Source organism: Sphingomonas corticis, assembly GCF_012035195.1.
GTDB lineage: Bacteria > Pseudomonadota > Alphaproteobacteria > Sphingomonadales > Sphingomonadaceae > Sphingomonas > Sphingomonas corticis.
The window spans coordinates 21825-36192 of record NZ_JAAVJH010000018.1 but is presented as its reverse complement, the minus strand read 5'-3'; the positions used below and the strand labels follow the sequence as shown (position 1 = coordinate 36192).

14 protein-coding genes are annotated in these 14368 nt (G+C 69.5%); all 14 read right to left on the bottom strand.

Translation table 11 applies throughout. The features are described 5' to 3' along the window. Nucleotides 1-76: 76 nt before the first annotated feature. From HBH26_RS17975 to HBH26_RS17910, 14 genes are read right to left on the bottom strand one after another with little or no spacing between them, the layout of a single operon-like run. Nucleotides 77-3148 (bottom strand): hypothetical protein, encoded by a 3072-nt coding sequence (locus HBH26_RS17975; RefSeq protein ID WP_168136025.1) that lies wholly within the window; start codon nucleotides 3146-3148, stop codon nucleotides 77-79. A gap of 18 nt (nucleotides 3149-3166) precedes the next feature. Then, nucleotides 3167-3391 carry a hypothetical protein gene (locus tag HBH26_RS17970; protein ID WP_168136024.1) on the bottom strand — a complete coding sequence of 75 codons (225 nt, stop codon included), beginning with the start codon at nucleotides 3389-3391 and terminating at the stop codon, nucleotides 3167-3169. A gap of 49 nt (nucleotides 3392-3440) precedes the next feature. Then, nucleotides 3441-3794, bottom strand: a complete 354-nt coding sequence (locus HBH26_RS17965) for a hypothetical protein (protein WP_168136023.1) — start codon at nucleotides 3792-3794, stop codon at nucleotides 3441-3443. Then, a complete protein-coding gene (locus tag HBH26_RS17960; protein WP_168136022.1) occupies nucleotides 3791-4168 on the bottom strand; it encodes a hypothetical protein in 378 nt (125 codons plus the stop codon). The genes HBH26_RS17965 and HBH26_RS17960 overlap by 4 nt, the downstream gene beginning before the upstream one ends. Continuing rightward, nucleotides 4165-4722, bottom strand: coding sequence for a lysozyme (locus HBH26_RS17955; protein WP_168136021.1), 558 nt, complete (start codon nucleotides 4720-4722; stop codon nucleotides 4165-4167). Before HBH26_RS17955 ends, HBH26_RS17960 begins: the two co-directional genes overlap by 4 nt. Nucleotides 4723-4747: 25 nt before the next feature. Beyond that, the gene (locus HBH26_RS17950) at nucleotides 4748-5140 is read right to left on the bottom strand and encodes a hypothetical protein (protein WP_168136020.1); all 393 of its coding nucleotides are present in this window, start codon (nucleotides 5138-5140) and stop codon (nucleotides 4748-4750) included. Then, nucleotides 5137-5673: a hypothetical protein gene (locus HBH26_RS17945; protein WP_168136019.1), complete on the bottom strand. Its 537-nt coding sequence runs from the start codon at nucleotides 5671-5673 to the stop codon at nucleotides 5137-5139. The genes HBH26_RS17950 and HBH26_RS17945 overlap by 4 nt, the downstream gene beginning before the upstream one ends. 1 nt (nucleotide 5674) lies before the next feature. After that, on the bottom strand, nucleotides 5675-5851 hold the full coding sequence (locus tag HBH26_RS17940; protein WP_168136018.1) for a hypothetical protein: 177 nt from the start codon (nucleotides 5849-5851) through the stop codon (nucleotides 5675-5677). Between the two features lie 43 nt (nucleotides 5852-5894). Then, complete coding sequence (locus HBH26_RS17935) at nucleotides 5895-9122, bottom strand: collagen-like triple helix repeat-containing protein (RefSeq protein ID WP_168136017.1); 3228 nt, start codon at nucleotides 9120-9122, stop codon at nucleotides 5895-5897. Nucleotides 9123-9131: 9 nt separating this feature from the next. Next, nucleotides 9132-9563 carry a DUF6950 family protein gene (locus tag HBH26_RS17930; RefSeq protein ID WP_168136016.1) on the bottom strand — a complete coding sequence of 144 codons (432 nt, stop codon included), beginning with the start codon at nucleotides 9561-9563 and terminating at the stop codon, nucleotides 9132-9134. Then, the gene (locus HBH26_RS17925) at nucleotides 9560-10228 is read right to left on the bottom strand and encodes a hypothetical protein (RefSeq protein ID WP_168136015.1); all 669 of its coding nucleotides are present in this window, start codon (nucleotides 10226-10228) and stop codon (nucleotides 9560-9562) included. The genes HBH26_RS17930 and HBH26_RS17925 overlap by 4 nt, the downstream gene beginning before the upstream one ends. Further along, nucleotides 10225-10830: a hypothetical protein gene (locus HBH26_RS17920; protein ID WP_168136014.1), complete on the bottom strand. Its 606-nt coding sequence runs from the start codon at nucleotides 10828-10830 to the stop codon at nucleotides 10225-10227. The genes HBH26_RS17925 and HBH26_RS17920 overlap by 4 nt, the downstream gene beginning before the upstream one ends. Further along, on the bottom strand, nucleotides 10827-14093 hold the full coding sequence (locus HBH26_RS17915) for a phage tail tape measure protein (RefSeq protein WP_168136013.1): 3267 nt from the start codon (nucleotides 14091-14093) through the stop codon (nucleotides 10827-10829). Before HBH26_RS17915 ends, HBH26_RS17920 begins: the two co-directional genes overlap by 4 nt. Continuing rightward, complete coding sequence (locus HBH26_RS17910; protein WP_168136012.1) at nucleotides 14090-14326, bottom strand: hypothetical protein; 237 nt, start codon at nucleotides 14324-14326, stop codon at nucleotides 14090-14092. The genes HBH26_RS17915 and HBH26_RS17910 overlap by 4 nt, the downstream gene beginning before the upstream one ends. Nucleotides 14327-14368: the final 42 nt, after the last annotated feature.

Here is a 14368-nt window from a genome sequence, read left to right as displayed (position 1 = left end):
CGCGGCATACAACCTTCAGTTGCTCGCCCGGCAGGCCGCGGCGGCCTGATACGCGGCGTATCCCCGGTGGCCGGCGTCACCAGCCATCCGCCACGCCGATTTCGCGCAAGCCTTTTTCAACGGTCTCCATCGTTTGTGAAACCTGCGGCTCGCCATCCAGCCATCCGCGAACACGGTCGCCCACAGCAGTCCCGTGACCGTTCGTCATATTCATCTGCACGATGGCTTGCTGGAACTTGCCGACCTGCGCCACTCCCAGCGTGGTGCTGTAGGAATTGTTGTTCGCGCGGAACGAGACGTTACCCGTCGTCGTGTTGATCCGCCATTCTGGAGGGATGGACGTTCCATCGCTCGCCAGCAGGCCAAAGCGCGAACGCGATGTAGCGGGAATGTCGCGGACGGAGAAGAACGCGACGGCGATGACCTGATCGACCGTTCCCGCAGGGCGCGACGGCTGAAGATTGGCGTTCGCCGAGCGCGCGATGGCGTTGGTGGAGGTAACAGGGAAATAGTCCTGCGTCGTGGTGATCGACGGGAAAGGTCCGGAGACTTGCCTCGTGTAGCCCGCCCGGTCGTGGACCAGGGAATAGGTGCCCGTCGTGTCGCCCAGCACGCCGGGGCCGTTGACCCCCACGACGATGGCGCTGCCGTCCTCGCTCACATCAAGGAAGCCAGCGTCGTATGCTGCGCCTGTCATCGCGACTAGGCTATCAGCGAATGAGCCGCTGACCGGCGCCACGACATCGCCGGGCTGCATCGTCGCTTTTCGGCTGCTTGTGCCGACAGTCAACGCCCCCGCTGACGCCACTGTCGACTCCGTGCGGATCGAGGTGACGTGCATCCCCACACCCGTGCCTGCGGCGGCAAGGCTGTAGCGCAGGCCGATGCGGCCCTTGTTGTTCAGCGCCGCCTGATTGTCGGTCAGCTGCGCGACCACGGTGTCGTTGATGAGCAGCCGGATTAGGCCGCCGACACCGCCGTCCTCGACGCGCACCGAGTAGGTGGTGCCGGTGGTGCCGGGGATGTCAGCGGTGCTGATCGCGGCGTTATTCGTGGTGCCGTTTATCGTGTAGCCGATGACCCACTTGTTCGTGCCGTTGTTCACCTTGCCGGCGTAGTAGTAGGTGTTGTCGCTCTGGATGCGGAAGCGGATCAGGGTGTTCTGCGCGGCCGTGCTCAGCGCGGTGAAGCTCGCCACGATCGACTGCATCACGTTCGCCGGGACGAAGCTGCTCAACAGGTTGCAGGGAACGGTGGCGGCGGCAACGCGGTTGCTGCGGATCGCCGCGTCGGTGCCGTTCGTGGTCGACCACGTGTGCCCGCTCTCGCCCGTGTGTGCGGAGAGCGCCACCCCGTCAGTGTCGGTGAACGTGTCGAGCAGGTTTGCCGACGCCGACGGGGTGGCGGCCACCTCGCCCGAGTAGGTCGTGCCGGCCGTGTTGGTCGCGCCAACCTTGTAGTAGTACGGCGTGCCGTTCGTCAGGCCTGCGTCGGTGAACGGGTAGGTCGGGTTCGCCTGGAGCAGGTTGCCTGCGCCCGGCGTAAAGTTGGCGGTGGTGCTGCGGTAGAGCGGCCTAGCCGTGATCGGGGCGCCGCCGTTGGACGCACCGTCCGCGTAGGCGATGACATTTTGGCCGCTGCCAGCCGTGGCCGTGGCAGTGGGCGCATCGGGCGCGACGACGGTGCCGCCCGGCGCAGCAACCTGCACGGGAACGTGCGTCGGCTGGACGTGACGGCCGAAAGCGAACCCCTCGGGGTTGCGATTGTCGTACACCATATTCGACTGCGGGGTCGAACCGGACGGATCGGGGTGCCGCAGCGCGTACACGTCGACCGCCACGCCGGCGCCGGGGTCGGCGGCGAGGTTGAGCGAGATGGCGTTGGCGGTCACGGTCACGCCGTCGGTCGAAGCCAGCGCCAGCGCGCCCGTGACGGTGCCCGCCGGATAGACGCTGAAGCGCGAGGCGGGGTTGCCTGCCCGGACCAGCGCCGTGGCGCCCGAGGCGTGCTGAACCGGCAGGGTGATGACAGTGCCCGTGCGGGACCCGCCTGTGATCGTCGGCCCGACGTCACCCGAAGTGGTGGCGCGGAAAATGTGACGGCCGAGCGTCACGCCGCCCGCCTGATCCTGATGGACGTCGTCGAGCAGGGTGATGTCGTGCGGCTCCAGATAGACGCCGCCGTTCTCCGCCGCCCACTCCTTGCCGGCCACGCGCAGCGCGGTGACCTGTGCCGCCGTGCCGTCACCGCCCGCGAGACGCGTGCCGGCGACCGCGATGTACTTGCGGAAATTGGAGCCGCGCAGCAGGTTCCGATTCACCAGCTCGTTGAAGACGTTGGTCAGCCCAGTCTTGTAGGCCGCGCCGGTCGTGCCCGCGCCGGCATCCGTGCCGCCGAGGTAGCTCCACCACTCCTCGAAACCGCCCTCCTCTGCGAGGATCGGCAGGAGGTTGTTGAAGTGGGTGTTGCCCGGCTGCCAGCCGTTGATCGTCGACCCGCCGACCGAGTGGCCGATGACGCTCCAGTTGCAGCCCTCCGCCTCGATCTTGAGACGCAGGAACTCGGCCACCGCGGTCGCGTCGTAGTTGCTGCCGTCGGCTGGGACCGCCCATGCCGGGGAGGTCACCGTGCGGGTGTCGGCATAGGTGGCGTAGACGGTGCCGTATGCGCTGACCGTGATGCCGTTGCCGGCGATCGTGCCGCTCGCGCCCGACGTGCGACCGATGGAGCGCGACATCTGCGACTGACCGGTCCACAGGCTGGCGCCGCCCATGCCGACGCGCGTCGTGCCGAGGACCCACGGGCCGTTGGCCGTGGGGGCAAGATCGACGAAGAACCAACCGAGCCGCACGTCCACCGGAACCTGCAGGGTCTGCGCGCCGGCATTCGCGTTGGTGACGAGGGCCGCGGCCTGGAGGATGCTGTCGTCGCCCTGCGAGCGGATGCGACGGAAGATGGGACCGGCGGTTGTGACGTTGACCTGCACGGGGATCGTACCCGAGCCCTTGCCCTGCTCGCCGCCGGTGCTCGACGTGCGCTGATAGTTGCGGTTCGCCTTCGCCAGCTGGGTCATCGTGAACTCGGCCACGGCCGACACGCGGGCGAGAACGCTTGGCGCGGTGACGCCCAGCCCGAAGCCAAGTCGCATAGGTCGTTCTCCGGGAGATCAGTTGCTGGGGGCAGGGTGCTGGACGGACGCGGTCCAGTCCTCGACGTATTCGACCGGACTCTTGCAGGCCTGCCAGGCGCCGCGGCCGGCGATGACGTAGCTGGCGGTCAGCCCGTCGCGTTCCAGCACGGTGTCGAGCAGCACGACCTCGCGCCCGTCGGGCAGCGTGAACTGCATCAGCGGCGGCAGCTTGGGCGGGGTCGGGTAGGTCCGCGGGCACATCGTCAGCTTCGCCGGGTCCGGCGTCAGGACGATTGCGCGCGCGGGCGGCTTACCGCATGCCGTTAAACACAGCGTCGAGAGGAGAGCGACGGGTGCGAGCAGCTTCATCGGCTTTGTCCTTGAGGGTGGCTTGGCTGTTGTCGAAGGCGTCGTCGCGGTTGCGCATGGCGGCGTCGGCCGCGCGATCGGCTGCGGTGACGCGGGCCGCCGCCTCGATCGTCAGGTCCTTGTCGTGGCTCTGGACCACCGCGGCGTCGCGATCGGCCAGCCACCCGCGCCACGCGGCGCGGACGGCGAAGATGAGCGCGACGGCTGCAAGGAGCAGGAACGCCCAGGCGGCGAGACGCTGGAAGCGTGGCGCGACGCCGATGCGGGCGGCGAGGGGAAGAAGCAGGCCAATCACGCCGACGCTCCCACCGGCCCGATGACGCTCAGGTCGATGTAGCTGAGCGGATGCATCATCAGGGTGTAGGCGCGGCGCCCGTGCGGCTTCTCGCCGTACAGCTTTTCTCCCTGCTTCGACATGATGTTGCAGCGTCCTACGACGCCGGAGACTGCGCCACGTACCGCCCGAGCTAGCTCGTCTGGATCTCGAGCGTGATCGACCCACGCCACCGCGACGAGATCGATGTCGTTGGCAAGGCTTCCGTGGACAGCGACTGCGTATCCAAGGTCGTGCGCCACCTCTCGGATCGGAGGAAGAATGTCGAGCAGCAGCCGCTCGCAGTATGCACGCGTTGCCTCGCGGATCGCGCGGTTGCGATGCTTGTCGCTCATGCAACCTCTCCGTTGGTGAAGCGCTTCAGGTTCGCGAAGTCGCTGCGGTAGAGCGCCGCTTCGGCCGCGCGGCGTCGCACGAGACCGGCCATGATCTGGCCGCCCGCGCGCACCCAGCCGCCGAATGCGCCGGACGTCGGCTCGTCCCCGCTCTTGCCGCCCGCAGCTGCGAAGTCGCCCGCCTTGTGCCGCTTCAGCACTTCGGACTGGCGGAAGCCCTTCGCCCGTCCAGGCACCCACACTCGAGGGCCCGTGCCGATGTTGTAGGCGAGGGCGACCATGGCGCCGAACTGCGCAGGCGACGTGCCCGCCGCGCCCAGCGCCGCGCGCACCGGTGCGGCGAAGTCGCGCTCCAGCAGCTCGGCGAACATCGCGTCGGCCTGCGCCTGGGTGATCTGATCGCCCAGCTTCACCTTTCGGCCATCGGGATAATAGGTCATCCCCCAGCCAATCGTCGGCTTGCGCGCCGGGCAGAGATACGCCTTCAGCCGGCAGGTCTCGAAGTGGTGCGCGAGGGCAAGCGCCTTCGGCCCCACTTTCAGGGTTGCGTTCATCGGTGGTGTCCCTTGCTGTGGCGGCTCAGCCGCCGGTGGTCTCGCCCAGGAAGCGATCGACGTGCTTCTTCGCGATGCGGATCAGGCCGGCGCCGATCGCGCCCAGTCCCGTGCCGAACAGCAGCGCGGTCAGCGGCTGCGGGCGAGCCGTCACGATGATGCCGGCGGTGAACATCAGCGAGATCGCGCTGACGGGAATGTCGAGGATCCAGCGGTTCGTGCCGGCGCTGTGCTGCACGACGTAGAAGCGCACTGCCAGGCAGGCGCACAGCGCCGCGATCATGCTGCCCGCCTCGAAGGGATAGCCGAGCAGGTGCCACACCACAGGACCGGTCACGCGCGTTCCCCTGTCGACTTCGGCCGCCGCCACCACCACCGGTGCCGCAGCGGTCAGGATGGCTGCCCCCAGCCGGATCATCGCGTCACCGTCACGCCGACCGCCGCGACGAAGCACAGCCCCGCAACGGCCATCATCCGCCGGACCATCGGCCACTGCTCCCAGATATCGAGCGTCAGCGGCTCCTGTCGCAGCTGCTGCAACATGCCGGGAAGCGAGAGGACGAAGACGATCAGGCCGGACACGCCGAAGGCGATCGCGATCGGATCGACCAGGCGCTGGACGAAGAGGAACACGCCGGTCTTCTCCGCCTGCTCCGGATCCCAACCCCACAGCACTAGCGCGCCGGCCCCGCAACGCAGGGTGATCCCCGTCGCGAACAGCAGGCCCGTGACCCGCCACACGCGCGCGGGCGAGATGCCGGGGGCGTCGCGGTGCCGATGCCGCCGCCAGTCGCTCAGCAGCTTGTAGATCACCATGGCGCCGACCAGGAACGCCGCGGTCTGCGCCCACAGGTTGAGCGCGATCAGCCATTCCACGCCATTGAAGGCCGCCGGCGCGGTCGGGCTGGGGCTGTTCGCGACGGCCCGCGCCGCGAGCGTGGCCTCGTCCACGTCAGCCGACCGGCTGCGTCAGGTAGATCGCGATGATCGTCGGCTCGCCGGCCGCGTCGCCGCTGACGCTCATCTGCGAGATTGCCTTGCCGGGCGCCATGAGGGCGACGAGCGCCTCCGCGGCGATCTGCTTCTCGGTCTTCTCGGGCGCGTCCGCGCCGGCGTTGGTCGTCGCCATGTTCGTTCTCCGTTGCTGAGGGGACGTGTGACGGCGGAGGCCGTCAGGAGTAGCGAAGGTAGGAGCGCGACGGATCGCCGCCGCCGGGCGCGTTGGTGACCACCCGGACGTCGAAGAGGCGGGCAGCCCCGTTGTTCGTGTAGGTGCCGTCCACCGCGACCGTGTAAGGCTCGGATGGCCCGAAATCCTCGGTGTCGGATGCCACCACCACCCAAGCCCCCGAACCTGCGGGCGCAATCTGGATCTGGATCGTTGCCGTTCCGCCGTTCACGGTGCCGTTCGATCGGACGCGAGCGCTGAGCGAGACGGCCTGCCCTACAGCGAGGAGAACCTGCTCGCCGTTACTGGTGCCCGTGCCGATCTGCACAGGCTTCGGCGCCGTGACGCCCGAAGGCCCCTGCGGGCCGGGCGCACCGGGCGCACCGGGCGCGCCGGGCGTGCCGGGTGCACCCGGATCACCAGGCGCGCCGGGGCTGCCGGGGCTGCCAGGGCTGCCCGGTGCGCCATCCGCGCCCTTGATCAGCGACCATGTGTAATCGCCATAGAAGCCGCTGTCGGCCAGCACATAGTCGGTGCGGACCCCGATGTACGTCCGGCCGGTCGGATCATCGACGCTGAAGTCGACCGATCCGTCCGCGCTGCTGGCATACGCGACGTGCACGTAGGTCGTCTGCCCGTTCGCTCCCGGCGGACCCTGGATGCCGTTCGCGCCGTTCGCGCCCCGGAGCAGGGACCATGTATACGAGGACGCATTGCCGCTGTCGGCTTCGACGAAGTCCACGTAGACGCCGACGTAGTAGCGCCCCTCAGCCGCACCCGTGGTGAAGTTGACCGATCCGTCCGCGCTGTCGGCATAGGCGAAATGAACGTAGCTGGTGGCGCCACTAGCCCCAGGAGCGCCCGGCGCACCCGGCGTTCCGTTCGTGCCGGGCAATCCCTGCGGACCCTGCGCGCCCGGCACGCCATCGGCCCCCTTGATCAGCGACCAAGTGTACGCCGCGGGATCATCGCTGTCGGCCAGCGTCTGGTCGGAATAGACACCGATGTACGTCCGTCCGGTCGGGTCGGAGACGTGGAAGTCTGCCTGCCCATTCGCGCTGTTCGCATACGCGATGTGGACATAGCTCGGCAGGCCGTTTGCGCCGGGCGGCCCTGGGATGCCGTTCGCGCCGTTGGCGCCGCGCTGAAGCGACCAGGTGTACGCCGCGGGATCATCGCTGTCGGCCGGGCTGAAGTCGACGTAGACGCCGACGTAGAAGCGCCCGCCGGCGTCGCCTGTGGTGAAATCGACCGAGCCATCCGCTGCGTTGGCATAGGCGAAATGCACGTAGCTCGTCTGGCCGTTGGCACCCGGAGGACCGGGCACGCCCTGCTCACCTGCTACCGACACGATCGCCGTGGTGACCGGCCCGATGATGCGCCTGTCTCCGGAGATGCCCCGCTTCGTGTAGCTGACCGCTATCTCGTAATCGGTCCCTGCACGTAGTCCGGTGATCTCTCGGTAGGTCGCTGCCGCCGCGTCGCTGCCCGCTGCCGTCCACAGCTGCCCGCTGTCGAAGACACGGTATTCGAAGACGATGCCGTCGACGTTTGCCGCCGCGGCGCCGGTGATCGCCAACGTGGGCGTGACGAGCTGCGCCGTTGCGGGCAGCGCGGTCAGCGCCCAGTCCCCGTCACGCGGCACGGGGACGAGGGGCGGTGCGGTCACGCCCGGCGTTGCGGGCGGCGTGGTGGTCTGCCCCAACGCGAACGGATGCTTTTCGGCCGTCTCCGAGCGCGCCGTCATGGTGACGATGCCGCCTGCCGGGGCAAGGTCTCGATTGAGCAGCAGGATGGGCTGTGCGTTCAGCCCCAGCTCCGGCAGCGTCGCCGTGACGCAGTCGCCGGGCTTGAAGCCCATCCACACGAGCTTCAGCGGCAGGACGATCGGCCCGAACTCGCGCGCGTTCTCGATGTCGTAGCGGACCGCGGTCGCGACCTGCGCCGTCGATTGGATGAACGGATAGTCCTGAAGCCGCGACCGCTTGCCGCGATCCTCGGTGACGTGCCTCGCCACGCTGATCGGCGGGCCGGGCAGGAACTGCCAGTTGTTCGCCTCCAGCCGATAGCGCGGCGTGATGGTGTTGATCCGGTCGCGCCGCGGCTGTGTTCCGCCCACGCTGGCCGCGCCGACCACATCATCGGCGGTGATCGTGGCGAGGCTGACCTTCGGCGTGTTGACCAGGCAGCTGATCCGAGCGCCGAGCGCCAGCGGCTCGCCCATTCCCGCCTGGAGGATGCGCTTCATCGTGTCCCACTTGCCGTCCGTGGAATAGATGATGCCCCCGGCCTTCCAGCCGTTCGCCATGGCGAGGTTGCGACCTTCGACGAAGGCGGCGACGTCGATCATCGCCCACGGCGCGCCGATCCCCATGACGCGCTCGTAGGTCGACGCCGGGTTGCTCCGGTCACGCTGGTAGATGCCGTGCGCCCACCGCATCGCGAGCAGGTACGGATCCTCGCTATACTCCCAGGTGTCCATCGCAGCGTCGTAGGCCGCGCGGTCGGCGGGATCGGCCATGCGGTGCGGTCCGCTGCCGCCGGGATAGGTGCTGTCCTTCGTCGGATCGTAGCAGGCGATGCCTCGCACGACCCACATGGGCGCGGGCACGCCGCCCTGGAACATCTTGCCCTTCGTGTCGAAGCGCAGCGTCCAGGTCACCGCCGCCTTGCCCGACAGCTTGTGCTGACTGGTCCAGCCGGGCGGCGTGCCGGCGCCGGTGCCGAAGCCGAGCGCGGACGCCTCCGGCAGCGCGCCGAGCTGGGCGCGGCTCCACATCCATCCCGCGTAAGAACCGACCGCCGCCCCGCTGCCCGAGTAGGTGACCGGCGCCTGGTCGACGGTCTGCCCCTCGATGGCCGCGATCGGTCCCACGGACAGCGTGACGACGAACGCCTGCCGATCATTGTCGCCCGCGTCGCGCGTGTCGAAGCCGATGCGGTAGGTGATCTTGCCGGCGGTCCCCGTGCGGCCAATCGCGAGCGGCAGCGCGTCATCGGGGTTGGCCGAGAAGCTGGTCTGCGAGCCGGACACGGTGGACGAAGGCTTGAGCGCGGTCACCGCCGACGCGATCGTCAGCGCCCCTGCCACCACGTTGGCGACGGTCGCGACGGTGCCAACCGAGACACCTGCCGCGATGATCGTGCCGGCGCCGATCGCCGCGCCCACGCCGGTCGCGACCAGGGCCACCGCGCCGACAACCATCGCCGCGGTCTTCGCCACCTTGGACATGGCCAGCTCCTACCGCGGATCGGCGCGCCAGGCGGCGACGTATTCGACCGGCTGCAGCACCACCGCCCCGCCGGCCGCGCACTCGTGCCAGCCGACGACGCGGCCGTTGCCAAGCGCGACCGTCAGGCCGCCCAGCTTGTCGACGCCGGGCAGCATCAGGATGTCGCCCACGATCGCCGCGGCCGGGGCGATCCGTTCCAGGCCATGCGCGTCGAGCGCCTGCTCCAGGCTGGCGTAGCCGGCCGCCTGGAGCGCCTTCGTGGCGCTCCGCACGGTCCGGTACGAGCCGGAGTTCGGAAGCCGCACCTTGTAGCCCAGCAGCCGCAGGTGGCTGGCGGCCATACGGACGCAGTCGGAAGACCCCAGCTTCATCGGCCGCTTGGACCAGGTGTCGAGCGTCTTCTGCGCCGCGGCCGTGCGCCTCACCAGCGGATCGGTCATCGCGACTGCATCTCCGCGATGCGATCGAGGAAGACGCCGCCCACCCCGCCGAGCAGCCCAGCGCCGTTCTGGTAGGAGATCGCGGACGGATTGCCCGCGATTCCCCAGTAGACCGGCTGGGACACGCCGGTCACGTAATCCAGCCCCGCCTCATTCGGGAAGATGCTGCGGTGGTGACCGGGCGACAGGCGCGCGCTCTCGTCATCCTCGAACAGTCGTTCGAAGACCGAGGTCACTTCATAGTCGAGCGCGCGGCCATGCTCCGACGATCGGAGCGTCGGCACGTCGAGTTCGCCCACGAAGATCAGGTGCGGGTCGGGCACGGCCATGCCCGTCAGCTCGTCGACCGCGCCGATCCACACCATGACGGGCGAGCCTTGCATCTGCGGGCGGGCGAGCGTCGCCGCTGCTGCGTCGCTCGCCGGCAGCAGCGTCATGCTGAACGCGGGCGCGCTGTCGCCGGCGCCATCGGTCAGGTCTTCGACTTCGGAGATCGTGCCGAAGGTGGCGTCGTCTCCGACGTAGGTCCGGCCGCCGAACGCCAGCACGCCGGAGCCGTCGAGCAGGTTCACCTCATAGTCCGGCAGCGAAACCGTCACCGCGCCGAAGACGACGGGCGCATCGGTGCGCAGCTTCGCGTCGAGCTGCGGCGTCAGCTGGCTCATTTGGTCTCCGTGATGCTGAAGGTCAGGCCGATCGTGCGCGCGGTGCTGGGCGTCCACGTCTGTTCGTCGCCACCCAGCATGCCCTCGATCTTCGGCTCGTCGAACTCGCAGACGGCGAGGTTCGCGGGCGAGATGCGGAGCATGGGCTGGATCGCCAGGGCGGTAATTCTACCGTCAACCGCGGCCCGGCTTTCCGCCGCCTGGTGGAGGTAGCGGCGACCGCCGTGGATGATGGAGAAGAACTGGCCTTCGCGGACGAGGTAGTCGACGGGATTGAACCCCTCGATCGTCAGCAGCGAGCCGCTCTGCCCGGCGCCGGCGACGCGAGGTGCACCCGAGGGTGGCGGCGTGAAGCCCGGCTGTGGCCAGGGCAGCACCGCCCCGCCCGCGCGCCGCGCCGCGATCAGCCGCGCCACCCACAGCATGCCCGCCTCCGCGGTGAACATGGGCGGCATCACGACCGACAGCGCGAACCGATCGCCGAGCCGGCGCAGCTTCTGCAGCGAGCCGCCGAAGATCGGCCGTAGGGTGCCACCCCAATCGAGATAGGACGGCTCGGTCCCATCGGTCGGGCTGGGCGTGGTGGGCAGCAACACGCTCATCGGCGGATCTTCCGCCGAGCCGAGCGGGCCATGTCGGCACGCGCCATCGCGCTACCGCCGGCCGCAGCGCGGACGCCCATCTGCTGGATCGACGGGGCTGCAGCGTCGGCCGCGGCGACGTCGAAATAGGGCGATGGAACGACCATCAGGCGCTGGACACCGGCGTCGGCACCAGGCTTCCGGATGTCCACCATCTCGCCCTTCGTGGCCCGGAAGGCGATGACATTGCGGTCCACCCCCGACATCCCGCCGACGCGGAACGACCCGCCGGTCGCAAAGCCCGGCAGCGAGGACGTGACGTCGATCGGCGCCACGATCGGCGGGGCGATGTTGAACGCGGGCACATTGGTGAAGCCGCCCGACTTGCCCTTGGCGCCGGCGATCAAGCCGAACACGGACCCGAGCGCGCCAAGGATGCCGCCGCCCGAGGATCCGCCGCTGGCGCCCTTGCCGATGTTGGAGAACAGCCGCGACACGAGGTCGGCGAGCGAGTTGATCGCCTCCTCCATCCCCTTCGCCACGCGGTCACGCCACCAGTTCTTCATGAAGTCGCCGATGTTCCCGTCCATCGCCGCGCGCATGCCCTCCTGGAAGGTCGCGCGGACGTTGCCGACCATGCGGGCGCGGTTCTCCTCGTCCCACTCCGTGGTGGCGCGAGCCATGGCATCCGCTTCCGGGACGCCCTGCCCCTGCAGGTCGCGCGCACGCTGGCGCAGCTCCACTTCGCGCTGGAGTTGCCGAATGCGCTCTTCGCTGTCGCCACGAGCCTGCGCCAGCTGCACGGCGCGGTCCCGCGCATCGTCTTTGAACCAGCGCTGGCGCACCGCCGCTCGCGCGCCGTCGATCTTTGCCTGGTCGGCCTCGGCCAGCCGGGTCGCCTCGGCGAGGTTCTTCGTCAGCTCGTAATAGCTGGCGATCCGGCGCTTCAGCTCTTCCTGCCGCTCCAGCGCCTCGATCACCTGCTGATCGGCGCCGAGCCGCGCGGCCTCGACGGCCACGGCCGCCTGCGTCTCGGCAATCTCGCGCGCGACCGCTTCGCCACGCGCCGTGGCAATGGCGGACATGTCTCGCTGCGCGGCGACGCGCGCCTGGTCGAGCGAAAGGCCGGTGCGCTGATAGGCCTCGATCTGCTGCGAGAGCGCCATGCGATCCTGCAACGCCTTCTCGGCCGCCCGGTCGCCGCGCGCCCGCGCCGTGTCGAGGTCGGCCTGGAGCTGCAGCTGCTCGCGGTTCTCGGCCGCGTAGGTGCCTCCCGGCACCGCCGTCTTCGCGACCTTCGGCGTCTTCGGCGCCTTGACCTCTTCGAGGCTGACCGTCCGCACGGTGGGGGCTGGCGCGTTGATCGCCTTGTTCATGTCGGACCAGGCACTCTTCGCCTGCTGGAAGCCATCGGCAGCGGCGTTCATCTCCTCAACCGCCAGCCGCGCCGCCTTCTCCGCGTTCACCGCTTCGATCCGGGCGCCCGCGTTGACGCCCTTCGACAGGAAGCCGCCGCGCGACACGCGCTCATCTACCTCGGCCTTCTTCGTCTTCGCGTCGGTGACGGCCGCCTGCGCCGCGGCGATCCGCTTGCGCGCGAGCGCCTGCGCCGCGATCACGGCCGCCCGCGCCTCCGACAGCAGCGCGTTGGCATGGTCGCGCGCCGCCTTCGCCGCCTCCCCCGTCTTGCCGGTCATGTCGGCGACCGCGAGCGCCACCTTGTCGAGCGCTGGCTTCGCGCCGTTCATGGTGTTGCGCAGGCGGTCCTGCTCGGCGCGAGAAGCGGCGACCCGCGCCTCGTTGGCCTGCCAGGCGTAGGTCAGCGCGGTCAGCGCGGCGGTCACCACGATCATCGGCGACAGCAGACCCGCCATCAACGCCGCGGTGCGAGCGATGATGGCGCCCTGCGCGAAGGTGGTGATGAGCCGCGCCACCAGCATGGCGACGGTGCCGAGCGGATTGACCAGCGCGCTGAGCGCGAGACCGAGGAGGCCGAAGCGAGCAGCGACGAGCGGAATGATGAACGCGCCGATCTGCGTCAGCACCAGCAGGAGGGGGCCGGCCGCCGCGGCGATGGCGCCGAAGGCCACGCCGATCTTCAGGATCAGCGGGGGTGCCGCGGCGAACGACTCCAGCATACCGGCGAAGGCGTTCTTCACCGACGTGATGAGTTCGGTCAGCCCCGCCTGACCGATCGAGATGCGCACCGACTCCCACGCGTTCGACAGGCGGTTCGCCGCGGCAGCCTCGCCTTCGAGGCGCTTGGCGATCTTGCCCTCGACGTCACCCTTCGCGATCGTCTCCTGCAGGCGCTCGACGCCCTGCCGCCCCTGCTCCATGAGGCCGAGCGCGGTGCGAAACGCATCGTCGCCGAAGATCTTCGTCAGCGCCGACTTCTTCGTCTCGTCGGACAGCCCGGCGAAGGCCGTCTTCAGCAGCTCGGCCTGATCGGCGAGCGGCTTCATCCGCCCGTCCGCGTCGAAGAAGTTGATGTTGAGCGCCTTCATCGCCGCGGCGGCCTCATTGGAGGCGGGCACCAGGCGGGACAGGTAGGTCTTAAAGCTCGTGCCGGCGTCGCTGCCGCTGGAGAACTGCGTGCTGGTCGCGGCGATGGCGGTGGAGAAATCGCGGAAGCTCATGCTCGCCGAGGCCGCCGCGCCGCCCCCCTGCGCGACCGCTTGCTGGAAATCGACGAAGCCGAACTTGCTGGCGTCGAGCGCGCCGACGACGCTGCCGACGACGTAGGGCAGCTGCGAGGCGGTCAGCTTGAACTGTCCCATCGCGTCGGTGACGAGCGCCGCGGAAGGCGCAACATCCGCCATGCCGGCCGCCGCGAGGTCGAGCGTACTCTTCAGCCCGCCGCCCAGGATCTGCGACGTGTTGAGGCCGGCGCGTGCGAGCGCGTCCATGCCCTCCACCGCCTCCACGGCGCTCTTCCCCACGGCGGGACCGAGCGCGCGCGCCTGATCGGAGAGCGCCTTCAGCTCCCGGCCGCTGACGCGCCCAAGCGCGCTCTCCACCGTCTTCATCGCGGCTTCGAAGCTGCTGGCCGCCTTGTTCGATGTGACAGCCACGGCCGCCAGCGGCGCGCTGATGCCGGCGGTGAGGCCGACGCCAGCGGAGCGCATCTTCTCCCCCAGGCTCTCCACGACGCGCGCGACGTCCTGCAGCGCGCCGCGGAGGCCACTGAGATCGCCGCGCGCGCGGCTGATCGCCGGACTCCAGTCGCTGGCATCGAGGACGAGGACGCCGCGCAGCGCGCCGATCACTGCTCCCTGGCTCATACGTCACCCCCTTCCTTCGGCGTTGCCGCCGCCCACATCGCGGCCATCGTCTGCAGCTGGTCGATCGACATTCCGCGGCGCCGCTTCACCGCGGCCTTCTTCTTCCCGCTCAGTTCCGACAGGCGCGGCATCTTCTTCGCGCGCTGGAAGGCGGCGATGTGCCAAGCCAGCCAGGCGCGGTCCTGCTGCGACACCTCCGCCGCTCGCCGCCTGCCCTCCGCCAGGAGGAGCATCTGCCGCGGCGTGGATCGCCAGAAGGCATCGGGGGAGCCGAG